Genomic DNA, 24612 nt, shown 5'->3' with positions numbered 1-24612 from the left:
TTTCTTTCCCAATTTTCCGCAAATTTTTCCTAACTTCTACTATTTCCATATTACTTTTCCTCATAAATCTTAAATAGCAAATATGTCAGAAAATATTCCCTTCGAAATTACAGTGTAAATTATTAAGCTATTTAGTCAAAAATAGACATCTTTTTCAAAAAACCCATCCTTTTGAATTATCTTTAGCATAAGATTTGTAGAAAGTATCCGTCTTATGGAACTGTTAAAATTTATTGAATATCGTTAAAATTCAGTTAACACATCCAGAATCCGCTCTGACTTTCCCCTGGCGGTTATTTCCGCCACTCTTAGCCCGGCCTTCAAAGCTGTATCTTGAAGGACCATTTACTCTAAAGGAGGAAATATAATGGAGCAAGTTGTCCGAGTCATTCCGTACAAAGTTGTGGAGCATGTGGAAGAGGTTGGCGAGATACCTGAAGGAATTGAACTCATCCAGGCGCCTAAAATTTGGGAGAAGACGAAAGGCAAAGGCATAACGGTTGCTGTGCTGGATACAGGCTGTGATCTTTCTCATCCCGACTTAAAAGACAGAATCAAGGGCGGCAGAAATTTTACTCAGGATGATGGTGGCAGCCAGAATATATATCAAGATTACAATGGCCACGGTACTCATGTGTCAGGTACCATAGCTGCGTCACTGAATCAAACCGGTGTGATAGGCGTGGCCCCTGAAGCGGAACTGTTAATTGTAAAAGTTTTGGATAAAAACGGCTCGGGCCAGTATGAATGGATTAAGAATGGTATTCTGTATGCGATCGAGCAGAAAGCAGATATAATCTCCATGTCTCTTGGGGGTCCTTCAGATGATCCTGGTTTGCATGAAGCGATTAAATCGGCGGTTCAGAACAATATTCTAGTCGTCTGCGCTGCAGGCAACGAAGGCGATGGAGACGATAAGACAGACGAGCTTAGCTATCCGGCCTGTTATAATGAGGTAATCAGTGTGGGGGCCATTAATTTTGAACGAAGATCCTCTGATTTTACCAATTCCAATAATGAAGTAGACCTGGTTGCTCCGGGAGAAGAAATATTATCCACATTTCTGAAGGGGAAATATGCTAAGCTTAGCGGTACTTCCATGGCAGCACCTCATGTTTCTGGGGCGCTTGCACTTATTAAGGTTATTGCAAATGAAAGCTTCGGCAGAAACCTAACTGAACCGGAACTCTATGCTCAGCTAATCAAACGAACAATTCCTCTTGACCGTACGCCAAAGCTTGAAGGAAACGGGCTGGTTTATTTAACTGCACAGGATTACTTAAAGGATATTTTCAAAGAGAAAGTCACTATGCTGCAGGTAAGTATCTAATGAACGGTGAAGAATTTGACCATAAAGAATGGCTGGCAGCAAAGACACTCCTTTCCGCCTCCAGCGGACAAATATATTACGACGAACACATTGATGAGAAAGCAAGGGAAGCTTACTATCAGCAACTCTGTTTTGAAGACAAAGATTTAGCTGTTACACTCCATCGATTACTTCTCGATACACATACACATCCTCTGTCCTACTCACCCCACCACTATGTGTATCCATGGGTAGATATCCAAGAGAACAGGCAGTTAAAAAGCCTTTACTCAGGACAGGCTATGGACCCCCTCCGTGTGATAGAAGCTGATTTAAAATTACTTGCTTTAATGGAAAAGGGCGATGCCTCGCTTTTATCACAGGAAATGAAGTTTAACTGCGAGCATGTTGTCCCTCAGTCCTGGTTTCAAAAGAAGGAGCCCATGAGAGGCGATTTGCATCATCTATTCGCCTGTGAGCCTTCATGCAACTCAAGCAGGGGTAATTCTCCCTATTATGATTTTCCTTCTTATTCACCTTCTACTTTGAGCATTCGAACAGGCTGTGGATTGGCAGAGGACGGGAAATTCGAGCCGGAATATGGAAAAGGAATCGCAGCTAGAGCCGTTTTTTACTTTTATATAAGATATAAAGACGTTGTAACCATAGAAGATAAGATGGACTTTAATATTCTAAAAAAATGGCATACAGAATTTCCCGTGAGCCTTTATGAAAAACATAGAAATGCAGCTATATACGAGCTGCAGGGAAATCGAAATCCTTTTATCGACTTTCCACATCTAGTGTCGGACATAATAGTGCCACAATACAGCGTTAAAACCCTCTGATAGCAAATTCCAGAGGGTTTTTTTATAACTCAACTTTATCCAGTCTTAAAAATCTTAAAGCTCTTTACTGCTGACCCGTTTCATTTAGGGACTTCGGGTTCACTCCCCACCCATCTTTCTTTTCGACTAATCATTTAATCCCTTGCCATTGAGAATTTGCTGCATATACTTTTCAACCCTAGACTCCCGAGTTTTGGATTGTTTAGGTTGAGAAAAATAAAGAAGGTATGCTCTTTGCCGTCCAGGCGTCAATTCTTCAAAGGCAGTTTTCAAGGCAGGAATTTCATTGAATTTATGTTGAAGTTCTTCAGGAATTATGTATTCTGTAGTCTCTTTAAATTTCACATCCAAACCGGCTTTTTCAACGTCAATGGCTTCATAAATATAGGCTTTCAAGAAGGGTTCCATTTCAATTATTTCTTGAACATTGGTGAACCGTATCTGGCGTGCCGCCTGTACATTCTCCGACTGTCGGATGAGAATCCCATGGGAATCCTGTAACAAGGCACCTTTGTGAAACAGAAGCGCACAATATTCTTTAAATCCATGGATTAAAACGATGTTTTTTTTCTCATACGTGTAACAAGGATGCATCCACTTAAATTCTTCGGTCAGCTCACAGTCAAGAACGATATTTCTCAACTTTTCATATTCTTCCTTCCACTTTTTCGCTTTACTTAAAAATTCATCAACCTTTGGATTCATTTTACTATTTGTCACCAAGGAACACCCCACTTCAAGTTTTCGATCAGCTGACAATAAAGAATGATGATTCTCAAGTTCCCCCACTCTTTCTGTCACTTTAATGGCTTTACATGATATTCATCCACCTTGAATCATTATCTCATCCCTCATTTTATTTGTATCGTTCAAAATCACCCTCCCCCCTAACTTTCGAGCTATGAAAAGACTCTGATTGCTGCCCGATTATAATAGGACATTAATGGGTGTCGTAACAAGCAGAACTGGCTTGGAAAGTTACTGATAGCTATGCGCTAAACTGCCATGTTTGTTCTACAAGCAGCTCCCGTAAAAAACATTATTTTATTTCTTCTTAATTAACAATAGTTCTAGTAAATTTAATTTTTTAAAATTTTTTCTCCTAAGCCGTATAATCCTTCAACATACAAACGTCTATTTAGTATAGTGACAATAGGAGGAATATTGATGAAACCAATTGATAAAATTACTAAGGATTTTGTAGACGAAACTAGAAAGGTTCGAAATGAATTTTTTGAAATGATCTCTGATTATTCAACCGATTTATGGAATTATTGTAAATATGTCACCGGTTCCCCGTGGGATGGTGAAGATCTTTATCAAGAAACAATTATAAAATCGTTTGGCTTTCTCCCACAACGGTGGAGTGAAATTACGGACAAAAAATATTATTTATTTAGGGTTGCAACAAACACCTGGATTGACCATTGCAGAAAGTTAAAACGGGAAGTAGGAACTTTAGCTGAAGCAGCTTGGCCTAACGAAGATTTCTCAAGTTCTCTATTATTGGAAGAAATTCTAATATCATTAAATTCTAATTTGACACCTAAACAAATTGCGGCATTTCTTTTAATGGATGTTTTCCAATTTAGTGCAGAAGAAGTAGCCGGCATCGTCCATAGCACTCCAGGAGGCGTCTATTCTTCCATACAACGAGCGAGAAGAAAAATTGCTTCTCTTAATTTTACTCAATCACAATCTGGGTTGTACACCCATAAAACTAACGTAACCATCCAGGCATATTTAGAAGCATTTAATAATGGAGATTTGGATGGTATGTTAAAACTATTTAGTGTTCAAGCACAAAATGAAGCCTATTTTGGTTTTCAAGAGTTTTCTAAAGATGAAATGGTAAAAGGATCCTTAAGATTTGGTCTACCAGGTCATAGAGCTCAGGAGATTATTCTGTGGGACAAACCAGTTATCATTGTGTTTGCAAATGGGGATCATGATCCTGAGATTCATGATATACAATTACAAGAAGTTGAAAACGGGAAAATAGTAAGTCATAAAAGTTATTTCTTTAGAAAAGAATTTATTCTGGCAGCTGCTGAAGAGCTTGGAATAAAAGCACAGTTAGAAAAACCACCAGTGAAATGGACATGAGGTGGTGGTTTCTTAGAATCCATAAGTTTTTTGTTTATACTTTACCATTTTTTATTCACTATACTCCCTTAATAAAAGTATATTGATAGTTTCACCATATTTTCACGCTACAATAGCAAAAAGCAGTTGATTTTCACTTGTGAAATCAACTGCTTCATTACTATTTTTATATTTGCTTTTTCAAAAGAGAATACTTCAGTTAAATTAACTAATCTCTCCGCCAACCGCAACAATATCTGTCTCATTTGATACCGAAGCTTCGATGGAAAGCTCCAACCCTTTTACGATCAATTCCAGGCTCATGCTTGGATGGCCAGGGTTGCGTACGATTTGTTCAGGAATGAAAGGAATATGAATAAATCCTCCCCGGATGTCCCTGCCGCTGGTATCCAGATAATTCATCAGACCATAGAAAATATGGTTGCAGACAAAGGTTCCTGCAGTATTAGAAACAGATGCTGGAATTCCGTTCTCATTCATTTTTTGTACCATTGCTTTAACGGGGAGCTTTGTAAAGTATGCAGCAGGTCCGCCTTGTACAATTTCAGCGTCGATTGGCTGATTTTTCTCGTTATCCGGGATTCTTGCATCATCCATATTGATGGCAACACGTTCAGGTGTAATGGTTGAACGACCGCCTGCCTGGCCTACACAAATGACCATGTCTGGATGAATTTCTTCAATTGCCTCTTTCAAACTAGCAATCGCCTTTCCGAAAACGGTTGGTATTTCCTTTGTGATAACTTCGTAACCTGTAATTACTTTTCCATCTAATAGCTTTACAGCTTCAAGGGCTGGATTGACTGGCTCTCCTCCAAATGGGTTAAAACCAGTAACAAGTATTTTCTTCATAACAATCTCCCTTTCTATTATTTATTAAAAGTTATACACCAAGAAATACATTAATAGAATGTTGATTCCCAAAAGGATAAAGGCAATTGGCAGCTGTGCTTTAATAACGGCATTTTTATCCTTTAGCTCTAGGAGCATTGCTGGTACAATATTGAAGTTTGCAGCCATCGGTGTCATTAAGGTTCCGCAATATCCTGCGAACATACCAATCGCAGCCATGATCGCTGGATTTCCTCCATGCAAATGCACAATCAATGGCAAACCGATCCCGCCCGTAATAACTGCAAACGCTGCGAACGCATTCCCCATAATAACGGTAAACAAAGCCATTCCAATACAATACGCCGCTACTGCTACGAATGGAATATTGGTTGGAAGTACATCTCCTACCATTTTCGACACAACATCGCCAACTCCTGCTTTTGAAAAAATAGCTCCAAGTGCAGCGAGCATTTGCGGTAAAATAATGGCCCAGCCAACAGCCTGCATTAACCGGCTTCCCTCATGCGCGGCTGCTGAAGGCTTTGCTTTTGTTAGAACCTGAGCAACGATATAGGCAAGAATGGTTGCAAGTCCAAGTGCGATTAACGTTACCATTGCCGGGTCAACCAAATGAACTTTTCCAAAGTGGATTTTACCAAGTGTTAAGGATCCAATGATGGTAAATACGGGAATAACGAGAGCAGGAATGAAAACTTTTCCCTTTAAACGGTCTGCATGTCTGTCTCTTTCCTCTTTTGGAGTCTCATCCTGATTCCCGCTTTTCACCTTGCCTATCGCAGCAATAACCACCATAGCAAGTACCAGATAACCTATTGCTATAGGAGGAACAACCTTTCCGAATAAGAAGGTGAACGCAAAGATTCCCCAGAACAAGGTAGAACCAATACGGCTCGGATGGTGCTTGTCCATTGCCACCCTAATTGCAACAAATGCAGTAATAATACCGAGTAAATAGTAAATATATTCGATCGTGATGATATTCATGCTGGTTCGCCTCCCCTATGCAATCTTGCTGTTCTTTTTCTTATTCATAGCACGTTCAATACGCTTATCCATCCTTTTAAATCTCCAGTAAGAAAGGAAGAAGGCACAAATGGCGGTCGGAATTCCCCAAAGGGCCATATCCCAGACGCCAACATGCATTCCAACTGAATCGTAATACCCTTTCATCAAAAGAATGGCTCCAGTAGCAATAAAGATATCTTCGCCGAAAAACCAGCCCACATTTTCTGATGCTGCGGCATGAGCTTTAATGTCATCCTTTATTTCTTCCGGCAGTTCTCCGTGTTTCGCTGTTGCCGCCCCTTCTGCCATCGGTGCTACAAGCGGCCTGACTGTTTGAGGATGTCCGCCGATATTAAGCCCTAGCGAAGCACTTAATTCGCGAATCAGCAAATACGACATTAACACTTTCCCGGCGGTTGCGCCCTTTGCTTTTTTAATCAGTACCTCGGCTCTTTCCTTCAGTCCATGGCGTTCCAATAGTCCAATGACGGGTAAGCTAAGAATAATAGGCAAAGACATATAACGGTTATCTATAAAGACCTGGCCAAACTGTGTCATGACCTCGTTAAAGGACATGTCAGAAACCAATCCTGTTACGACGCCGGCTGCCAATACAACCAGCAGAGTGTTCAGTCGAAAACCAAAGCCAACTGCTACTATTAAAATTCCAATCAGTTTAATCATGTTGTCATCTCCTTTTTAATGGGTTGCGTTTAAGGAAATTTTACTTTCCTGGTGCCTGGACGGTTACTTCTGAATTTGCCAGATGTTCCCTGATCTTCCTGGCAAACGTTAAAGCGTGCGCTCCGTCCCCATGGATACAAATGGTATCCGCTTTAATAGTAATATCCGTTCCTTGCTGTGAAAGCACTTTTCCTTCCTTGACCATACGAATCACCTGGTCAATCGCTTTTTGATCATCCGTAATCATTGCATCCGATTGCCGTCTTGGTGTCAGTGAGCCATCCTGCTGATAGGTTCTGTCCGCAAATACTTCGCTTGCGGTGCGCAGCCCGATTGCTTCTCCGCTTTTCACTAGTTCACTGCCAGAAAGACCGAATAAAACCAATTCCGAATCCACTTTATAAACAGCTTTTGCAATCGCATCTGAGAGCTCTTTGCTTTTAGCTGCCATATTGTAAAGTGCACCGTGAGGTTTTACATGCTGCATTTTTCCGCCTGCTGCTTTAACAAATCCATATAGAGCACCGATTTGATAAACGACCATATCGTAGGCTTCCTGCGGAGAAATATCTATATTCCGGCGGCCAAAACCCGTCAAATCAGGCAAGCCGGGATGTGCTCCAATCCCAATCCCCTTTTCCAGAGCCATAGCAACTGTTTTACGCATAACTTCCGGGTCACCCGCATGAAAACCGCAGGCAATATTGGCTGAAGTAACAAACTCGAGAATGTCTTCATCTGTTCCCATGTTATATGCTCCAAAGCTCTCTCCCATATCGCAGTTCAAATCTACTCGATACATTGTAATCCCCCCATACTCCTAATCTTTTAAACTAACTCCTTGTTTTAATAATTGGATTTCAATTTCCCTAGTCCTTAGCAATACCTGTGCTTCTTCCAGACGGATTTCCCTGAAACGTATTTTTTCCCCAGGCTTAATCTGTGCTAGGACGGGAAGGTCTACTGTTGCCACCTGAGCAATCTTTGGATAGCCTCCCGTTGTCTGACGATCCGCCATTAACACAATTGGATTCCCATCAGAAGGTACTTGAACTGTTCCTGCCGTAACTGCCTCCGAAATAAGTTCTTGAGGTTCGGATAGCTCAAGTCTCGGTCCCGCTAACCGGTAGCCCATGCGATCCGATTGAGGAGTTATTAAAAACTCGTCTTTGAAGAATTGTTTTCTGCTTTCTTCTGTAAACCAATCAAATTGACCGCCAATAATAGCACGGATAACTGGTTTTTCCTGATAGGCTTGTAAAACTTCTTTACTAACCACCCAATCAGTATAGGAAGCTGCATTTGATCCAGCTTTATCAGAAAGCCGTCCCATTCTGCGGACTGCCAAATAAGAAGGATCCCTTACTTGTAAAACATCACCTTCCAGGAGGGACCGCCCTTGATATCCGCCAATTCCGGCCCGAAGATAAGTACTCCGGCTATCCATGACCTTTGGCAGATTAAAACCGCCTGCCACTGCCAGATAAGCTCTGCAGCCTGTTTTTACTCCTCCGAACGATAACACGCTATCTTTTTTCACATAAACAGGGCGCCATTCCGGAATAGCCTGTCCATCAACAGCAGGTGATAAATCGCCTCCGCATATAGCAATCAGCGAATCCTCTTCAAACTGCAGCTTTGGGCCAAGCATGGTAATTTCTATGGCTGCTTCGCCCTCTTCGTTTCCAACTAAAATATTGGCAATTCGAAGTGCAATAGGATCCATCGCCCCACTGACGATCACTCCATGCTTTTGCATGCCATACCTGCCAAGATCCTGAATGGAAGAGAGTAATCCAGAACGTATTACACGGATGCTCATTTAACCTCACCCTTCCATTGTTCGTATTCCTCTCTGGATATCGGTCTAAATCGGACAATATCTCCGGCCTGGAGTAAACTTGGAGTGCTATCGTTTGGACGAAAAAGTGCCTCCGGTGTCCTTCCGATTAACTGCCATCCTCCTGGAGTTTCAATTGGATAAACACCCGTCTGCATTCCAGCGATTCCTACCGATCCCGCCGGAATTGTTAACCGGGGAGTAGAGCGGCGCGGAGCCTGAATCCGTTCGGACATGCCTCCAAGATAAGGAAAACCCGGTGCAAAGCCTATCATATAGACAAGGTACTCATTCCCAGAGTGAATTTGAATCACTTCATCCGGAGTTAATCCATTATGCTCAGCAACAAATTCAAGGTCTGGTCCAAACTCGCCACCATAACAGACGGGAATCTCAACCGTTCTTGGGTTTAATTCTGAGGCATCCTCCAGTTCCGAAACAATTCGCTCTATTGCTGTAGTGGCTTCTTTGTACGAGAGCTGTATGGGATCATAATAAACAGTCACAGTAGTAAAAGCCGGAACGTATTCCACCATTCCAGTAAATGAGTTCCTTTCCAGATGCTCCGTTAAAACTCTTACCTTACGATGGGCATCAAGTGTAATAATGGTGTCAAATTGAATAATAATTGCTGAATCTCCAAATGGTGTTATTAGCATAGGTTTCTTGATGCCTCCTTACGTTTTATGTATTTAATTTTTCAAAGACATTGATTATAAATTATATTTTGATAATTTTATATATTAATAAATTTTAAATGCCGATGCATATTTTTGCAAATTCAATTTGTAGTTTTTCAGGTGGCAATTTATTACTTTAGCGTTCGAAAGCCTTTAAATAAAAGCATTTCTAAAGGCGAAATTTTTTCAAAAAAATTTTTTTACTCAACAAAAAACAGACCAGTAAAAATCACTCATCTGCATAAACGTTCCATTTTTATTTTTTAGTCTTTAGGTGAGCTTTGCTCACTCATTTAGGTCACTAAATGGTGTCTTTTGTTACCCCTTTTCCTTCCCATTTTGAGTTGCTGTCCGAGCTGGCGCAATCCCTTCGTAATGCCAATACCCTGTATGCGAACCAATTTTTAACCTACGGATTTATTTTCTTTATCAAATAACTTCAAATGATTCGGCAGCTCAATCCCATACAATTTTGACACACCTTTTTTCTTGGCATTCCTGCATGTCTTTAAGAGAAACCTGACAGTTGTTTTGATTTCCTTATCTTGTATACTTGCCGCTTGCAAAATTTTATGTATATCTACTAATATCGCTTGGATAAAAGAGATTTTGGCACAAGCGAGTTCATAATATAACCGGCCTATTCTTTTCTCTCTAAAATTATAATCTTCACTAATCCCTAAAACGCTTATTTCTGCAAGACTTATGTGATTTCTGATTTGTTCTATCGCAAAGTATTTGGAAGTGGCTATTAAACTTAGTCTCTCCTTATCCTCTTTCTTCACCATTTTGAGAATATCATCAGCAACACCAATAATTTGCTGCGTGGTTAAATTAATGCTTTTCCTTTTTTTGCATTCTTTATTGAATTTTCTGAATTTTTTATTCCCAAGTTCCTTTTTCTTTATTTCTAAGTTGACCCTAGTGTTAAATAATTTTATATAAATCAATCCATACACTTTTTTAAAAGAATCATTAGCTGCTGTCCTTTTTAATCTGCCCTGTACGACTTTATAAGTGATAAAACTGCCTAGCAATAATCCTATTAATGGTGAAAAAATATTAAATAATAAAAGTGGATCGTTAAAGAGTTTACTAAAATCATTCATTCTTTCCATCATCCATCCTCCCATTGCTAATTCTCTCTCTATATTTATCGCACTACGTAAATACTACGGGGTTTAATAAATCTAAAAGGGGGTATAGATTATTTTTGAGTCTTTTTAACCATAAATAAAAAGCCAACCAGCTAAATTTCTGGTTGGCCTTTAACCTTCTACTTTCGTTTTTTGGCAATAATTTCAGTAACGTAGGCAGTGACATCTTTTATCTGCTGCTCATTCAATAATTCTCCAAAGGCAGGCATCATATTCCCGCCTTTTTGGACTTGTGTCAGCACCTTATTAGGATCCTTTGCTACTTGGCTAAGTTGAAGATCCGGTCCATTATGCCCCCCCGTTCCTTCTCTTCCATGACAGGACAAGCAATTTCCTTCAAAGACTTTTTGACCCTCAATGGCACTTGCCGTCGCACCTGAATCGCCACTGGTTTCAGTCTTAGTTCCTGCTGCTGACACATCTGCTCCTGACTCTATTGTTCCGTCTAGAGAGAAGGTCCATAGTGAATCACCATGCTTGGTACCTGCTAAGGAATTTCCAGCTACAAGAATACTAATATATTCTTTTCCATCCACTTCATAAGCGACTGGAGCTGCATTTGCACCGGCATCGGTCTGAAATTCCCAAACCTGGTCTCCTGTTTTCGCATCATAGGCAAAGATCCTTCCATCATTATGACCGACGAATACAAGGCCTCCCTTTGTGGTTAACACACCACTATAAGCACTGTCATCCCATTTTTTCTGCCAGGCAATTTTATTTGTTTTTACATCAATTGCGGTAACGGTACCTCTTCTAGGTGCTTCTTCAAGCGGACCGAAAACACTGCCAAAATAAGTGCTTCCTTCCTTGTACTCCTCCTCGCTTCGCGTAAAGGCCATATACTGGTCTGTAGCAACTACATAAAAGTATCCCGTATCAGGATTGTAGGCCGATGGCGGCCAGTTAGCCCCTCCTGCTGGTGATGGTTTTACGAGGAGAGGCTCCTCCCAGAAAGGATCAAAGATCTTTCCAAACTTCCCTTTAAAATTTGGTGCATCCTTTGCAAGTTCTTCTTTCGTAAATGACTGAGGTGTAAAAGCATCTCCTTTAGGAATCGGCTGTGTTGCAGCTGTATGCTGACGGGGATCCTGTGGTACAGGAACTTCATCAATTCCAACTAATGGTTTACCATTCGTCCGATCTAAGATATATACCCAGCCTGTTTTACCTGCTTGGGCAAGACCCTTTCTCATTTGTCCATCAATTTCAGTATCAAATAATATGACTGGGTTTGGTGCATCTAAATCCCATATATCGTGATGAACCTCCTGGAAATGCCATTTGTATTTACCTGTTTCAGCATCAATCGCTACTATGGAAGCAGAGAATAAGTTGTCACCTTTCCTGCCACTGCCATCCAAATCCGGTCCTGCATTACCTGTTGAAAAATAAAGTAATCCTAATTCAGGATCAACAGCCGGTGTTTGCCAAACCGGTGCACCTCCGCGTTTCCAGGAATCGTTATCACTCGGCCAGGTTTCATGTCCTGATTCACCTGGTGCCGGAATTGTATAGAAGCGCCATAACTCCTTACCAGTTTTCGCATCGAAGGCGGTCACCCTTCCCCTTGTTCCATACTCACCACCGGATATACCCGTGTAAATTTTCCCGTTATAGTATAGAGGTGCACTTGTAATTGTATAACCTTTTTTCCAATCATCTACGACAGTTGACCACACCTCTTTGCCGGTTTTCTGATCCAAAGCCACAAGCCTGGCATCTAGCAGACCGACGTATACTAAACCATCCCCAAGTCCTACACCTCTGCTGGTCCAGCCACAGCAAACAGTTGTAAGTTGGCCAATTTCTGGTTTGTATGTCCAAATATTTTCACTGTTTTTTACATCAATAGCAGAGACCTCATCTGCGCCAGTAATAATATACATTACCCCATTATAAACGGTGGGTGATGCTTCTCCTGAAAACTTAAACTCCTGTCCCGAACCCAGGTGAGTTACCCATTTTCCTTTCAGGCTTTTGACATTAGATGCGTTAATTTCGTCTAGAGATGAATAGCGCTGATTATAAATTGTGCCTCCATTTGTTATCCAATCTTCTTTTGGCAGCGTTTTCAGTTGTTCACTTGTAAAAGCTGGAATGATTGGATCCTTTGGTTTTGCCACTTCAGTAATAGCAGGTTTTTCCTTCACTATAGGTTTCTCGACTGTTTCCCTTTTCTCTTGTGCTGACTCTAGAAAAAGGTAGAACAGAACCGAAAGTACTACCAGTCCAATTACCCAAAAAATAACTTTCCAATTTTTTGGCTGACTTTCCATCCTCATCCTCCTAACAGAATTAACTTTTAATTCAATATATTTTGATAATTAGGTAGATATTACCTAAATCTTTGGAAAGGCGAAATAACAAAACTTGTATATCTTTAAATTGATTCTTTTTAACGTAAAATAAAAAACTTGGCTTTTAACCAAGTTTTTGATCGTGTTTATAAATATAAATCTTTTCTGCAAAGAAGCTTACAGCCAGCCCGATTAGCAAAGGGGTAAACGAACCACCCGATATTAAAAAGCCTTTAGAGTTATTAATATACTCATAATGAAACAGTAACCAGGGAATAGTAAATAGATGCCCAATTAGGTAAAGTAGACCTGTCGATAATACGAATGATCCAAAAGTAACAATAAAGCTCTTTAACTTCATTCAATCGCCTCCATTTTATCAAAAGTCACTGTCCTTTAAGGCATCCCTTAAAATTTGGAACTTTTCTATTTCAGATTACTTCCTCTTTCTCTCTCCTATCCGCTTAAGCAAAAACGCAAAGGCAAAAGCCAGAATCGCTGCCCCTAATAGAAAGGCAGAGACGTCTCCAAGCGCTATTCCAAACCAAGGGTTCGTAACAAACGCTACAATAAAACTGCTGACTATACCAACAATGGCTAGAACTAAATTTATTTTGGCCGGCAAGTACACTTTCTTAGGCTGAATTAAATACAGATAGATGGTGATAAAACAAATTAAGAGTAAGTACAAAAAGGCGGCAGTTGTTCCATTTGCGAGCTGAGCCAGTCCGTATAAAAACCATGGGATGGGTTTTTGATCTGGAATAGAGAAAGAAATCGGTTTTAATTTTTTAGTTTCAAGATCCTGTGTAAAAAATTTATATTTTTCAGGTGTGTCCGCCCAGTTAGTTTGCTGCAGAAAAGCAATTTTGTTTTTATTATGGAAGAATTGCGGATTAGTAACCGACGTATTTAAATCAGTCATCCTTTTTATTTTACCGGTTTCCATATTCATTACAAAAAGCTCATACTCGAATAATGAACTATTTTTGGATTCCTTGGCAATAGCCGTGTAAGCTATATTTTTTCCATCAGGAGCCATGCGTACAGTATAGGCTTCACTCGGCATTTCCCCAGGTATGTTGACAGCTTTTTCCTCTTCATCTTCAATTGAATAAGAAGTTAATTTTCCCATGCCGGTATCATCTAAGGCATAATACAGTTCTTTCCCATTAGGAGAAAGGGATAGACTGCTCATGCTAAAATGATCTAAATTAGTTAATTGTTCGGGTTCCCCACCTGTCACACCGATTGAGTATAAATCACTACCTTCCTTTGTTTCGCCCTCCGCTTTTTTAAAATCCTTTGCCGGAATGGCAATAAAGTAAATGGTATCTCCCGAATGTGAAAAAACAGCTTCTGAAACATGGAGTTTCTTTGTTGTAAGTGTAATCGGATTGCCTCCATCACGGTCAGCAACAACCAAAGAATTTATGCGTTGTGAATCCTGTGATAAGTATAAAATTTTTTCCCCATTGGACGAGTATCTGGGATCATGTAGCCTTTCCTCTTGTGATTCCGCCAGCTTCCTTACCTTTTTGCCATCTGAATTCGCTTCATATATAGCTTCATCCCCGCCTGTAAAATAAGAAAAAAGAATATTCCGGTCAACAGGGGACAAATCAAAATGGCTGTCCAACCCATTAAAATATCGGTAGGTGTCTTTCTCTAGTAAAAAATTAAAAATCAGGGAAACTACTAGCAAAATTGAGGTAACAGCAATTAAGCTTCCTAACGTACGTTTCTTTTTCAATTGATCCTCCCCCTCTTAAAATTGTTTCGATTTCTTAAAAATACCAGTGTAAACAGATGTCTCGAAAAGAGGTGGGCCACTGCACCTATTGGGATTCCATATAAATCCAGCCATACACCTTCCTGGTACTGATCGGGATGCTGAATGAGTGAAAATGTAGTTATTGCTCCTATAAACAGAGAGGGCACCAAAAAGAAGAACCAAGGATTTCTTAGCCATTTCGATTTATACTCTGCAGCTACCGCTTCATACATTACCTCTGCCACTCCTGAAATAATAGCTACTAAAAACATCCCTGTTATGACAGTATCTATTGATAAGGCATTATCAAACTCTGGATGGTAATATTCCATAGCGGAAAAGGAAACTAGACATAAAAAACCGGTAACAAAGACGACATTCCATGGTAACGAAAAATCTTGTAAAATGGAAACATCGATCTTTTTAATTCACGGTTCAGTTTTCTTTCATTGCCAAAACACTCAATGGCTATATCAAGGGCTTCTTCTTGTTTAAACCCCTTTATTATTAATTCGTTAACATGCTCGTTCAAGTGAGAATATATTTCTTCTTTAAAATCACACATTTCATCCTCATTCATCGGTAAATCAGATACAATACTATTTAAAAACCTTTCTAATTTTTCATTCATGAGAAGCCCTCCAGCGTCTTGTCAATTAACTGATTTATTTGTTTCCAGTTCTTCAGTTTTTCTTCAAGGACCTTGCGGCCAGTATCTGTAATGGAGTAATATTTGCGTCTATTTCCATCCTGTTCCTGGCTCCAATAGGAGGAGACGCAGTCTTTGGTCTCTAATCTTTTCAATGCCGGATAAAGCGTGCCCTCGTTCATATGGTAGGCTTCATTGCTAAGGATACGCAGCTTCTTTGTCATTTCATAACCATAACAATCATTTTCCACCAGTAAAGAAAGCAATAAAATCTCAATACTTCCCTTTAGCAGCTCTCTATCCATATGATAACCTCCAAATTTTTCTAGTTACATTGTATAACAACACACCTTGTATAACAATGTATTTTTACAAAAATATCCCATATTAACCATTATTAATCCAAAATAAAAAGCAACCCTCTGGCTGCTTTTTAACAAATTCTATTTCTTTGTACGTTTCAAATGGTGAGCATTCCAATATTTTTGACGGTATTGCCAGCGCCTGATTTTTCTTAACAATCCATATGACACATGAATTTTTTCTTTTTCCAATTGTATATTTGGCTCTAAACGCATCCATAAGGATTTTGAGTAGGCAACAAGCTGGTCTGGATAGACGCTGCGGTGTCCGATAATGATATAGGCTGTCATACAGGCACCCACGACATACATTCCTATTGAACTTCCGAATAATTCAAATCCCATGAAAATAGCAGCTACAGGAGTGTTAGATGCGGAAGCTACCACAGATACCATTCCTACTGCAGCACCTAAAGCAGGGTCCACATTCAGCATGTTAGCAAAGATATTTCCGGACAACGCTCCGATCACGAATTGGGGTGTGACAATCCCGCCATAGAAGCCTGATCCTAATGTAATTGCTACAAACAGAGCTTTCCAAAAAAAGCTCAGGTAAGGCAAATGATCCCCGTTTAAGGCCTGATTCATTAATGGAAGACTCAAGCCAAGATAATCTCTTGGGACTAATAGGATAAGAACCGATAAAACGGCACCGCCTAAAAACGGCATCAGTGGAGGCCAAATGTTAGCCTTTTGCTGAATAAACCTAAAAAAAGTCCGAACCTGTTCAAACAGCTCAATAAATAACCATGAAATAAGGCCACAAATTAGCCCAATGATAATAATCTTAATAAATAGAGCTTCTGAAAAACCGGAAATAGAAATTGGAAAATAATCATATGTAATGCCCCATAGTTTACTTACCTCAAAGGAAGATACTCCGGCAATAATGGTCGGAAAAATAAAATCATAACGGAGCCGTCCAATCGTTAATACTTCTACTCCATAAATCGCACCTGCAATAGGGGTTCCAAACACACTGGCAAAACCTGCACTAACCCCACACGCAACAATCCTCTTCTGAAGCTCAGGATTTAAACGAATGATATGGCCGAACCATGAAGCCAGTGTCCCTCCAATATGGGAGCATGGACCTTCCTTACCTGCCGATCCGCCGAAACTGAGAGTAATAATAGCTGCGATCGGTTTTAAAGGCAGGGTAATGTAAGGCATAATACCCGACTGTTCATGCACTGCTGCAATAACTGAATCTTTTTTTCGCTCAGAAGCATTCCGATAACCATAATGAATAATAATGCCGTTTATGATTCCTCCAATAGGTAAAAGAATCATTTGAACCCAGAGAGGGATATGCGCGGTTCTATTCATAGAGAAGCGTAAAAGGTGTAAAAATAGACTAGTACCTGTACCAACAATTGCACCAGTTATAGAAGATAAAATAAACCATCTTAAAAGAGTAACAAGCATTACAAGCGGCTCGATATAATAGATGCGACGAAACAATGTAAACACTCCTAACCAAACCTTACCTTTAAAAAGATAGCACTATAGAAGTTCAATGTCTAATGCGTGAAACGATTTAGGCCAGCAACCTTAACGATTACTGGCCCTTTTATGTGTATTATAAATCTATTAATTCCCCTAATTTCCGAACGCCTTCTACGATGTCTTTCTCACTGGCATAGCTAAAGGAAAGACGTAAAAATTCTGTCCCCTCCTTCTGGTCCATGAAAAAGTATTTACCCGGAACATAGGAAACTCCTTCAGCGAGAGCTTGTGGCAGCAATTGGGCCGTATCAACTCCGGGGACTTTCACCCAGACAAAGTATCCCCCTTCCGGTACATACCAGGAAACGGACACTGGAAGATATTGTTCCAGTGACTGAATTAACGTCGAACATTTGGCTTGGTAAGCTTCTCTAAGATTCGTCAGGCTTTTATCAAGATTGATATTTTCCAGGTAAGAAGCCATTGTCGCTTGTGCAAATGGATGGTCTAAGTCTTTTTTAAACCATGAGGCGGCAGAAATGAATTCGCTTGCTCCAGCTATCCATCCAATCCGCATTCCTGGTGCCACAATCTTGGATAATGATCCAACATGCAGAACTCTCCCGCTCTTATCCAATGCTTTAATAGGTACTGGACTATTTTTAAAAGCTAGCTCACCGTACGCGTCGTCCTCTACAATAAGGAAATCAAACTCTTCAGCAAGCTTAAATAAATGCTTCCGGCGCTCAAATGACATAGTCGTTCCTGTTGGATTTTGAAAGGTTGGAATAGTATAGAAGAACCGTGGAAGAGTAAGACCCTTCCGTTTTCTTTCAGCCAACATTGCTTCCAGTTCATCGGTCCTTAGTCCCTCTTCATCAATTGGAACACTGATTATTTGTTTCGTATAGTTTTGAAAAATCTCCAAAGCTTCCATATAGGTTGGAGCTTCCACAGCCACTACAGCCTCTTGATCAAGAAAAATCCGGGCAATAAGATCAATCGCCTGGCAGGCCCCAGAAGTGATCAAAAGCTCGGAGTCTGAGACAAGGACGCCCCTCTCTTCCAATCTCTTCGTGATTTGCTCTTTTAATCTATCAATTCGCGGACTGCCTATATAATGGAGTGGCAAATCCTGTTCCTCATCAAGAAGTACAGCGACAGCCTTCTTTATTTCATCAGAAGGAACTAAAGCAGGATCCGGATATCCTGAACTCAGTCGGATGCATTCCTTGGGCAGATTGGGCATCCATGCACCAGGCGGATCGTTCCTTAAAGCTAATTTAATTTTTTCAGAAATAAACTTCTCAGCCTTCACTGCGGCCATACGCCCCTTTCGACCTCATCTATATATATTCTTAATTATAAACTTTCTGCCTCAATAGGTAACTAATATTATTTTATTACTTTGTAAATTCAATTAACGAAATGGTATTCAGCTTGTAAGTTTTTTTATCAAAAAAAGGTTCTCCAACTTTTATGGAAAACCTTCTAAAACCATAATCTAAAATTCTATAAAACTCTACTTCCCATGCGCTAATTTTCTTTTTAAAGTGGTACTGCTAAGTTCATTAGCATTCCAATAGGCTGTTCCCGTAGCGACTAAAAGCAGAATTCCTGTCACAATAAAAACGCTTTGCACAGGGAAGATACCGCCAAGGAATCCCCCAATCATGGGGCCAACCATCCCGCCTAGCTGGTTTGCAGTTTGATTCAAGCTGAACGCTCTTCCACGGAAATCCTCCGGCGTAGATTTTACGACCAAGCCGTTTAAAGCTGGATAAACCGCACAGAAGAAAATGCCGAACACGAAACGAATCATAGAAAATCCCCAAATATGAGAGAACATAACTTGCGATAACATACCAAGTCCGCCTCCCAGGAGTCCAATAAATAAGACTCGCTGGAATCCCACTTTGTCTGCCCATTTACCCCAAATCGGAGCGAATAGAGTACTTGCAATACCAGGAAGTGAAAATACAATTCCTGCAATTAGCGCAGCTTTATCAGAAGAACCCCCGAGCTTCACAATATATAGAGGAAGAACCGGTTCAATCGTCATAATTGAACAGCTGACAACCAGCGTCAGGATAAGCACCAGTAAGAAAGAGTGGTTTGCGAGGGCCACCTTTAAGTCCTTTTTAACCGAACCCTTTTCCTTACTAGGTTTAAAGTTTTCTTCTTTCACCCAGAAAATAATTAATAACGTTGCCAGACCGACAATAATCCCGCCAGTGGCAAAAGCCCACCTGTTTCCCACTAATTGAGCAATTCCTCCCCCAAAAAGCGGACCGACAATCTGCCCTGCCGCTGAGGCTGATGAGATTAGAGAAAGAGCATATCCTACTTGATTCGTAGGCGTGTTCGTACCGATTAAAGCAATGGCTCCAGGGATAAAACCGCTCAATAACCCCTGCAATATTCTTAATGCTAATATTTCATAAGGATTTGTTACAAAAGCCATCAAGGTATAGATGACAAACAGGGCAATTCCCGCCCTAACGATCATTGGCTTCCTGCCGTACTTATCGGCCATCCTTCCCCAAAATGGCGAAGCAATTGCACCGGCAAAAAATGCAGAACTAAAGATAAGGCCCGACCACATTTCTGTGTGCTGGTGCACGCCTATTTGCAGAAGAAATAAAGGCAAAAAGGGAATGACCATGGAAAAACTTGCTGCTGTAAAAAAGACCCCGATCCAAAGTACCCACAAATTACGTTTCCAAGTTAGCACGCTGTTCCATCTCCCAGTTAGAGAAAAAGTTAATTAGTTTCATCATGAAACCATTTTGTTTTTTTATATTACCACAAAAAGTAATTATTTTCACTCCCGAAATATCCGATTAATGAAATAAGCGAATTAGAGGACCTTCGTATTTGAACTGGCGATACATTGAAACAGTTATGGCAAAAAGAATCACCTCCCGGTCCGATTTCGTTGCCATTCCGGTACTTGACAAAAAAAATCCCGGCATTGTTATATGCTCGGGATTTTTTAAAAATTATTCTTCTTTTTTAGTATAGTTATATTTGGTACGGTCAACTGGAACAAAATCTTTGGGAGTGTAGAAACGCAGTAAATCGCCATTAACCACTTTATCTGATAAAGAGAGTTTTTCCTGAACGATATCCTGGTCCCTCTGAACTTCCGCCATTTTGTCTTCCCCTATTTCCATTCCTGTTTTAGAATCGTAATATTTCCCTTCCACCGCTGTAATAGTCGGACTTACGAAGTCTCCATTTCTAAAAGGAATCAAATCATCATGCTCTTTGGATAACAAGTCGGTTCCAAATTGAATGTATTTTTTCGAATCAATCCCCAGAAGATGAAGAAGTGTCGGCAGAACATCCACCTGCCCTCCATATTCATGGTTCACCCCACCCTTTATACCCGGAACGTGAATAAATAAAGGAACTCTCTGCAGTCCTGCACTTTCAAAAGGAGTAATTTCTTTCCCCATGATCTGGGACATCTCATTATTATTATCTTTCGGAATGCCATAATGGTCTCCATACAATATAACAATCGTATGGTCATCCAACCCGGATTTTTTTAAATAGGTAAAAAACTGCTTTACCGCTTCGTCTGCATAACGGGCTGTCTGAAAGTAATCATCCACTGTTGGGACACCTGTGTCAGCCGGCTTGATCGTCGTTTCTTTTTGATCCATGTTAAACGGAAAATGATTCGACAGTGTTATTAACTTGGTATAAAACGGCTGGTGCAAGGACTCAAGCATCGGAAATGATTGCTTTAAAAACGGCTTATCCATAAGCCCGTAATCCGTAAGATCCTTTGGATTCATATTAAAATAACTTGAATCAAAAAACTTATCGTACCCAAATGATTTATATATTTCTTCCCGGTTCCAAAAACTTGCAGCATTCCCGTGAAAGACTGCTGTGGTATAACCCTGCTGTCCTAAAATTCCCGGAGCAGCCTGATAGGTGTTTAAGCCTTTTAACATATAAGCGGCACCCTGCGGAAGGCCATATAGAGAGTTTTCCAGCATAAATTCTGCATCGGATGTCTTACCATGTGCTGTCTGATGAAAGAAATTATCAAAGTATATGGTATTTTGATCTTTCGTTAAGGAATTTAAAAATGGTGTTACTTCTTCACCGTGCAATTTGTAATGGATTAGAAAGTTCTGGAAGGATTCCAGATGATAATAGATAACATTCATTCCCATTCCCTTTGAAAAGTACTCGGGATTCGGCTCAGCATAATTAGACTTGGTATAGTTATATACTTCGGTGATATCATTGCTGTCCGCCAGCGCTCTTTGTGCGGATGCTCTGGTGCTTTGAACCATATCGTAAAGGGAATAGTTGTACAGCCCTATATATTTCACAATGTAATTACGATCGAAGCCCCTTGTTAATAATTCAGGACGATCGATTTCAGCCAGTCCGATATTCGCACACAAAATGCTTAAAGTAAGTGAATAGAAAGCAGAGATTCTGTGGCGGTTATAATTCCTATTCTCCGTTTTTATTAAGCGTGATAAAAACAATCCAGCCAAAAGAATGAAATCTATGAAAAATAAAAAATCATAGGGTTTTAATAACGATTTTACACTGCCGCCTATATCTCCGGCATTTTGAGTCTGGGTTAATGTTGGCATGGTAATAAAATCATTAAAGAACCGGTAATACAAAATATTGCTATATAAGAGTACAGATAAAAAGAGATAACCGCCTAATAGCCAATAATATTTTTTCCGGCCTTTCGACAGAAAGGTAAGTCCCAGAATAAGCAGGGCGGATCCCAATGGATTTATGAGTAGCAGAAAATGCTGATAAGGGCCTTCTATCCCTAATTTGAATTGCGTCAGTTGTGCTATATATGTTTTGATCCACAGAAGAATAACAGCCAGAAGGAAAAAATGAGTATATTTACTAAAAAAATTTTGGCCATTAGTAATGAATTTATTCATGCTCCTCCTCCATCTTGTTCGATCTAACCCTTAGTGTTTCTTTCATATTATGTATATCGGACAAATTGTTTTTTGCCATTAATAAATAGCATAAAGCCGAAGGTAGAAGAAAAACCTGAAGAACCGATAAGGTAATAATATACGAATTTGGTTCATGAAAATGAATTGAAATAATGCCAAGCAGTATACCCACTCCCAAGTTCCCGATCGTTCTGCCTAAACTATTGAAAAGGTTTGCCACACTAAAGGCTGTTCCGCGATGTTCTGGAAAGTTCACATCAGTTATAAGGGCAAGCCAGTTCGGTGTGTTTGCGGACTGTGCTGCAGAAGCAAAGAAAGATAAAACAAACAGTAACGCCATCCATGGATTTATAAAAAGTGATTTTAATAAACCGATTAAAATAAATATAGGATTATTGTCTTTAGGAAGTAACAGGTTGTCCATTGGAATGCTAAACATCAAAATATAAAAGGGCATCGTAAGAAATACAAAAAACGAAGTAAAAACAGCCCTTCCCTTATACGTTTTCTTTTGAAATCTGTCTCCTAGATGTCCAAAGTAAGCTGAGGTCATTCCGCCAACCTGAAAAATGGCATAAAGGTACCCAGAAGCAATCATGGCTGTTTCCAGACTATAGCCCTGCTGCTGAATTTTGATAATAAATAAGGTCGGTATCCATATAAGGCTTCCTGTTGCAATATTCATAAAAAATGCCTGAAAAAATAAAAACACATTACTTTTTTTGAATAAAATAGGCAGTATTTGCTTTGTGTTAATGAAATAATTGTAGGTCTGCCCCTTTTTCATGAGATTTCTCAGCTCAGGGTCCGACTGGCCTCTAGGTGGTTCTTCCACAAAAACATATAAAAAAATAAGGAAAAAACCAATAAATCCAATTATTTCAAAAGGCCATCTCCAGCTATGACTTGTCGCAGTCAAAGAAGCCAAAAGAGATCCTAAAATCCCCCCCAGGCCTTGCGCCATGCCCCAAAGGCTCAAAACCATGCCTCTTTTTTCATAAGGAATATAATCGGTTAACACACTAAACCCAATGGAGGCAATACAGCCTAAACCAATACCCGTTACTATTTGAAATAGCAGCAGCTGTGTGTAGTTTTGACTAAGGGCGGTTAGAAAGACAGACAATACCCAAATGAAAGTGCCGATTATAATTAACGTCTTCCTTTTAAATTTCCCAGATAGATAGCCCCAATAAACCGAAGAAACAGCTGTTATCAAAATATTTACTGCAGAGATGGTTCCTAATTTAGCTATTCCCACATTTAAGTCCTTTGCAATAAACTTAAATAGCGGCGGAAATAAGCCAATAATAATATTATCAAAGGCCGCAAGGGCAATAAATACACTTATTGTAAATAGAGTTTTGGCTTTAGAGCTTTTCGAGTACATGAAAACCCCTTATTCTATTTATTTAACTTTTATATGTAATCCGAAAAGGGAAGGAACTATTTCTCTCTCACCCATCCATTTTAAATCCCATATCAAGCAAGTTGAAGCTTGCCTTCCACACCGTTTTCCACTTCCAGAAGGAATTGAACGATTTCTTCAGCCACTTGCGGCTTAATATAGTTTCTTTGGCTGTTTATTATACTTTTTAATTTCTCTCCATTGCTTCCAAGCAGCTGATCGATGGTAGATTTAATTTCACTTGTATCTTTACAAATTACGCCCAAATTCAGCTTTTCTGCAAACCTGGGATTGTCCTCTTCCTGGCCAGGTAAAGCCCCCGTTATGATGATAGGTGTATTAGAGGAAATGGCTTCAAACATTACATTGGGGCTGCCCCTCGTAAAAGCGATATCTGAATCAAACATAAGTTCCTGAATATTTTTCGTGAATCCAAAAATGTCAACCTTATTTCCATATCTGCTCTTAAGCGATTGCTCAAGCGTTGACTTCAGTTTTTTATTTCGTCCCGCCACGATCTTCACATGGCAATCAAAATGGTCGAGGAGAATTTCGGCTATTTCCTTCATATTCCCCACACCCTCGCCCCCGCTCATTATAAGGCATTTTAAAGGTTCCCCATCGTTGAATATTCTCTTTTTATTAATACTCTCCCTAAAAAACCTAGAGCGGACAGGGAATCCTAGAACTTTTAATTTATCGGCTGGTACGCCGTATCCAATACATTTGTCCCTTGCTTCAATCGTTGGGCTGATGGTGTAATCTGCTCTTGGATCAGCCCAAAGCGGTGAAATATTTACAAGATCTGCTATAAGGACAACAAAAGGGATTTTAATAGGAAGTTTGTCTAAAATATTTAATATAGCCCCATTAAAATTAGGATGAACAGATAAAATGATGTCGGGTTTTACTTCATCCAATAATTCAAGGAAATTGACCCTTATTAATTTTTCTATAAATTTATTAATCAAAGAGGGATTTTCAGCCGAAAAATTAAAAACCATTTTCCATAAATTTTCCGAATGCCTTGTTATTGGCCCATAGGTCTTGCCTATTCCCATCAATGAATGTCCTCCGAGCGAAAAACCATCTACTACATGTACACTAATATCAGGGTCCATTTCCATCTTTTCATACAAAGATTCAGTTATGCTCTTATGGCCATGACCTGTGTGATCAGAAGAAATGATTAAAACTTTTTTCCCCATACTTTCAACCTCACTTA

23 protein-coding genes are annotated in these 24612 nt (G+C 39.8%); 4 read left to right on the top strand and 19 right to left on the bottom strand.

What is annotated here, in order from left to right:
• Positions 1–367: 367 nt before the first annotated feature.
• The gene (locus tag AC3WR0_RS21240; protein ID WP_492554160.1) at positions 368–1330 is read left to right on the top strand and encodes a S8 family peptidase; all 963 of its coding nucleotides are present in this window, start codon (positions 368–370) and stop codon (positions 1328–1330) included.
• Positions 1330–2157, top strand: a complete 828-nt coding sequence (locus AC3WR0_RS21235; protein WP_492554159.1) for an endonuclease I family protein — start codon at positions 1330–1332, stop codon at positions 2155–2157. The genes AC3WR0_RS21240 and AC3WR0_RS21235 overlap by 1 nt, the downstream gene beginning before the upstream one ends.
• Positions 2158–2283: 126 nt before the next feature.
• Here AC3WR0_RS21235 and AC3WR0_RS21230 read toward each other — a convergent pair whose 3' ends face one another.
• The gene (locus AC3WR0_RS21230; protein WP_492554158.1) at positions 2284–2877 is read right to left on the bottom strand and encodes a YdeI/OmpD-associated family protein; all 594 of its coding nucleotides are present in this window, start codon (positions 2875–2877) and stop codon (positions 2284–2286) included.
• Positions 2878–3324: 447 nt separating this feature from the next.
• Here AC3WR0_RS21230 and AC3WR0_RS21225 point away from each other — a divergent pair, with 447 nt between their 5' ends.
• Positions 3325–4263, top strand: a complete 939-nt coding sequence (locus tag AC3WR0_RS21225; RefSeq protein ID WP_492554157.1) for a sigma-70 family RNA polymerase sigma factor — start codon at positions 3325–3327, stop codon at positions 4261–4263.
• Between the two features lie 204 nt (positions 4264–4467).
• Here the strand turns inward: AC3WR0_RS21225 and pcp are convergent, their stop codons facing one another.
• The 10 genes from pcp to AC3WR0_RS21175 all read right to left on the bottom strand — a co-directional run bounded on the left by pcp (position 4468) and on the right by AC3WR0_RS21175 (position 14537).
• Positions 4468–5115: a pyroglutamyl-peptidase I gene (gene pcp, locus AC3WR0_RS21220; RefSeq protein WP_492554156.1), complete on the bottom strand. Its 648-nt coding sequence runs from the start codon at positions 5113–5115 to the stop codon at positions 4468–4470.
• Positions 5116–5139: 24 nt separating this feature from the next.
• Positions 5140–6102: a DUF979 domain-containing protein gene (locus AC3WR0_RS21215; protein WP_492554155.1), complete on the bottom strand. Its 963-nt coding sequence runs from the start codon at positions 6100–6102 to the stop codon at positions 5140–5142.
• A 15-nt stretch (positions 6103–6117) separates the two neighbouring features.
• Positions 6118–6807 carry a DUF969 domain-containing protein gene (locus AC3WR0_RS21210; RefSeq protein WP_492554154.1) on the bottom strand — a complete coding sequence of 230 codons (690 nt, stop codon included), beginning with the start codon at positions 6805–6807 and terminating at the stop codon, positions 6118–6120.
• Between the two features lie 40 nt (positions 6808–6847).
• Positions 6848–7609, bottom strand: a complete 762-nt coding sequence (pxpA, locus tag AC3WR0_RS21205) for a 5-oxoprolinase subunit PxpA (protein ID WP_492554153.1) — start codon at positions 7607–7609, stop codon at positions 6848–6850.
• A gap of 18 nt (positions 7610–7627) precedes the next feature.
• Positions 7628–8629, bottom strand: a complete 1002-nt coding sequence (locus AC3WR0_RS21200; RefSeq protein ID WP_492554152.1) for a 5-oxoprolinase subunit C family protein — start codon at positions 8627–8629, stop codon at positions 7628–7630.
• Positions 8626–9306, bottom strand: a complete 681-nt coding sequence (pxpB, locus tag AC3WR0_RS21195; protein ID WP_492554151.1) for a 5-oxoprolinase subunit PxpB — start codon at positions 9304–9306, stop codon at positions 8626–8628. Before pxpB ends, AC3WR0_RS21200 begins: the two co-directional genes overlap by 4 nt.
• A gap of 425 nt (positions 9307–9731) precedes the next feature.
• Positions 9732–10448 (bottom strand): hypothetical protein, encoded by a 717-nt coding sequence (locus AC3WR0_RS21190; RefSeq protein WP_492554150.1) that lies wholly within the window; start codon positions 10446–10448, stop codon positions 9732–9734.
• A 155-nt stretch (positions 10449–10603) separates the two neighbouring features.
• The gene (locus tag AC3WR0_RS21185) at positions 10604–12763 is read right to left on the bottom strand and encodes an outer membrane protein assembly factor BamB family protein (protein WP_492554149.1); all 2160 of its coding nucleotides are present in this window, start codon (positions 12761–12763) and stop codon (positions 10604–10606) included.
• A 145-nt stretch (positions 12764–12908) separates the two neighbouring features.
• On the bottom strand, positions 12909–13145 hold the full coding sequence (locus AC3WR0_RS21180; RefSeq protein ID WP_492554148.1) for a hypothetical protein: 237 nt from the start codon (positions 13143–13145) through the stop codon (positions 12909–12911).
• Between the two features lie 75 nt (positions 13146–13220).
• The gene (locus AC3WR0_RS21175) at positions 13221–14537 is read right to left on the bottom strand and encodes a TolB family protein (protein WP_492554147.1); all 1317 of its coding nucleotides are present in this window, start codon (positions 14535–14537) and stop codon (positions 13221–13223) included.
• 144 nt (positions 14538–14681) lie between these two features.
• Between AC3WR0_RS21175 and AC3WR0_RS21170 the strand changes: the two genes are divergently transcribed.
• Entirely contained in the window at positions 14682–14882 is a 201-nt protein-coding gene (locus AC3WR0_RS21170; RefSeq protein WP_492554146.1) for a hypothetical protein, read from the top strand.
• 22 nt (positions 14883–14904) lie between these two features.
• Here AC3WR0_RS21170 and AC3WR0_RS21165 read toward each other — a convergent pair whose 3' ends face one another.
• From AC3WR0_RS21165 to AC3WR0_RS21130, 8 genes are all read right to left on the bottom strand, one after another.
• Positions 14905–15189 (bottom strand): permease prefix domain 1-containing protein, encoded by a 285-nt coding sequence (locus tag AC3WR0_RS21165; RefSeq protein WP_492554145.1) that lies wholly within the window; start codon positions 15187–15189, stop codon positions 14905–14907.
• Complete coding sequence (locus AC3WR0_RS21160) at positions 15186–15512, bottom strand: PadR family transcriptional regulator (RefSeq protein WP_492554144.1); 327 nt, start codon at positions 15510–15512, stop codon at positions 15186–15188. Before AC3WR0_RS21160 ends, AC3WR0_RS21165 begins: the two co-directional genes overlap by 4 nt.
• 138 nt (positions 15513–15650) lie before the next feature.
• On the bottom strand, positions 15651–17033 hold the full coding sequence (locus tag AC3WR0_RS21155) for a chloride channel protein (RefSeq protein ID WP_492554143.1): 1383 nt from the start codon (positions 17031–17033) through the stop codon (positions 15651–15653).
• A gap of 118 nt (positions 17034–17151) precedes the next feature.
• On the bottom strand, positions 17152–18336 hold the full coding sequence (locus AC3WR0_RS21150) for an aminotransferase-like domain-containing protein (RefSeq protein ID WP_492554142.1): 1185 nt from the start codon (positions 18334–18336) through the stop codon (positions 17152–17154).
• A gap of 204 nt (positions 18337–18540) precedes the next feature.
• Complete coding sequence (locus AC3WR0_RS21145; RefSeq protein WP_492554141.1) at positions 18541–19752, bottom strand: MFS transporter; 1212 nt, start codon at positions 19750–19752, stop codon at positions 18541–18543.
• 268 nt (positions 19753–20020) lie between these two features.
• Positions 20021–21958, bottom strand: coding sequence for a lipoteichoic acid synthase (gene ltaS / locus AC3WR0_RS21140; protein ID WP_492554140.1), 1938 nt, complete (start codon positions 21956–21958; stop codon positions 20021–20023).
• Positions 21951–23369, bottom strand: coding sequence for an MFS transporter (locus AC3WR0_RS21135; RefSeq protein WP_492554139.1), 1419 nt, complete (start codon positions 23367–23369; stop codon positions 21951–21953). Before AC3WR0_RS21135 ends, ltaS begins: the two co-directional genes overlap by 8 nt.
• A 92-nt stretch (positions 23370–23461) precedes the next feature.
• Positions 23462–24595, bottom strand: a complete 1134-nt coding sequence (locus AC3WR0_RS21130; RefSeq protein ID WP_492554138.1) for an MGDG synthase family glycosyltransferase — start codon at positions 24593–24595, stop codon at positions 23462–23464.
• Between the last annotated feature and the right edge of the window lie 17 nt (positions 24596–24612).

This window comes from Neobacillus sp. FW104-15D2 (assembly GCF_058790155.1).
The sequence above is the reverse complement of the archived record's forward strand: the minus strand, read 5'-3'. Positions and strand labels throughout refer to the sequence as shown.

Excerpts from the sequence above, each read along its gene's own strand:
- AC3WR0_RS21215 (WP_492554155.1), bottom strand. The coding sequence starts at position 6,102 with ATGAATATCATCACGATCGAATATATTTACTATTTACTCGGTATTATT.
- AC3WR0_RS21180 (WP_492554148.1), bottom strand. The coding sequence starts at position 13,145 with ATGAAGTTAAAGAGCTTTATTGTTACTTTTGGATCATTCGTATTATCG.
- AC3WR0_RS21165 (WP_492554145.1), bottom strand. The coding sequence starts at position 15,189 with ATGAATGAAAAATTAGAAAGGTTTTTAAATAGTATTGTATCTGATTTA.
- AC3WR0_RS21210 (WP_492554154.1), bottom strand. The coding sequence starts at position 6,807 with ATGATTAAACTGATTGGAATTTTAATAGTAGCAGTTGGCTTTGGTTTT.
- AC3WR0_RS21190 (WP_492554150.1), bottom strand. The coding sequence starts at position 10,448 with ATGATGGAAAGAATGAATGATTTTAGTAAACTCTTTAACGATCCACTT.
- pxpA (WP_492554153.1), bottom strand. The coding sequence starts at position 7,609 with ATGTATCGAGTAGATTTGAACTGCGATATGGGAGAGAGCTTTGGAGCA.
- AC3WR0_RS21130 (WP_492554138.1), bottom strand. The coding sequence starts at position 24,595 with ATGGGGAAAAAAGTTTTAATCATTTCTTCTGATCACACAGGTCATGGC.
- AC3WR0_RS21200 (WP_492554152.1), bottom strand. The coding sequence starts at position 8,629 with ATGAGCATCCGTGTAATACGTTCTGGATTACTCTCTTCCATTCAGGAT.
- pxpB (WP_492554151.1), bottom strand. The coding sequence starts at position 9,306 with ATGCTAATAACACCATTTGGAGATTCAGCAATTATTATTCAATTTGAC.
- AC3WR0_RS21225 (WP_492554157.1), top strand. The coding sequence starts at position 3,325 with ATGAAACCAATTGATAAAATTACTAAGGATTTTGTAGACGAAACTAGA.
- AC3WR0_RS21185 (WP_492554149.1), bottom strand. The coding sequence starts at position 12,763 with ATGGAAAGTCAGCCAAAAAATTGGAAAGTTATTTTTTGGGTAATTGGA.
- AC3WR0_RS21160 (WP_492554144.1), bottom strand. The coding sequence starts at position 15,512 with ATGGATAGAGAGCTGCTAAAGGGAAGTATTGAGATTTTATTGCTTTCT.
- AC3WR0_RS21135 (WP_492554139.1), bottom strand. The coding sequence starts at position 23,369 with ATGTACTCGAAAAGCTCTAAAGCCAAAACTCTATTTACAATAAGTGTA.
- AC3WR0_RS21240 (WP_492554160.1), top strand. The coding sequence starts at position 368 with ATGGAGCAAGTTGTCCGAGTCATTCCGTACAAAGTTGTGGAGCATGTG.
- ltaS (WP_492554140.1), bottom strand. The coding sequence starts at position 21,958 with ATGAATAAATTCATTACTAATGGCCAAAATTTTTTTAGTAAATATACT.
- AC3WR0_RS21235 (WP_492554159.1), top strand. The coding sequence starts at position 1,330 with ATGAACGGTGAAGAATTTGACCATAAAGAATGGCTGGCAGCAAAGACA.
- AC3WR0_RS21170 (WP_492554146.1), top strand. The coding sequence starts at position 14,682 with ATGAGTGAAAATGTAGTTATTGCTCCTATAAACAGAGAGGGCACCAAA.
- pcp (WP_492554156.1), bottom strand. The coding sequence starts at position 5,115 with ATGAAGAAAATACTTGTTACTGGTTTTAACCCATTTGGAGGAGAGCCA.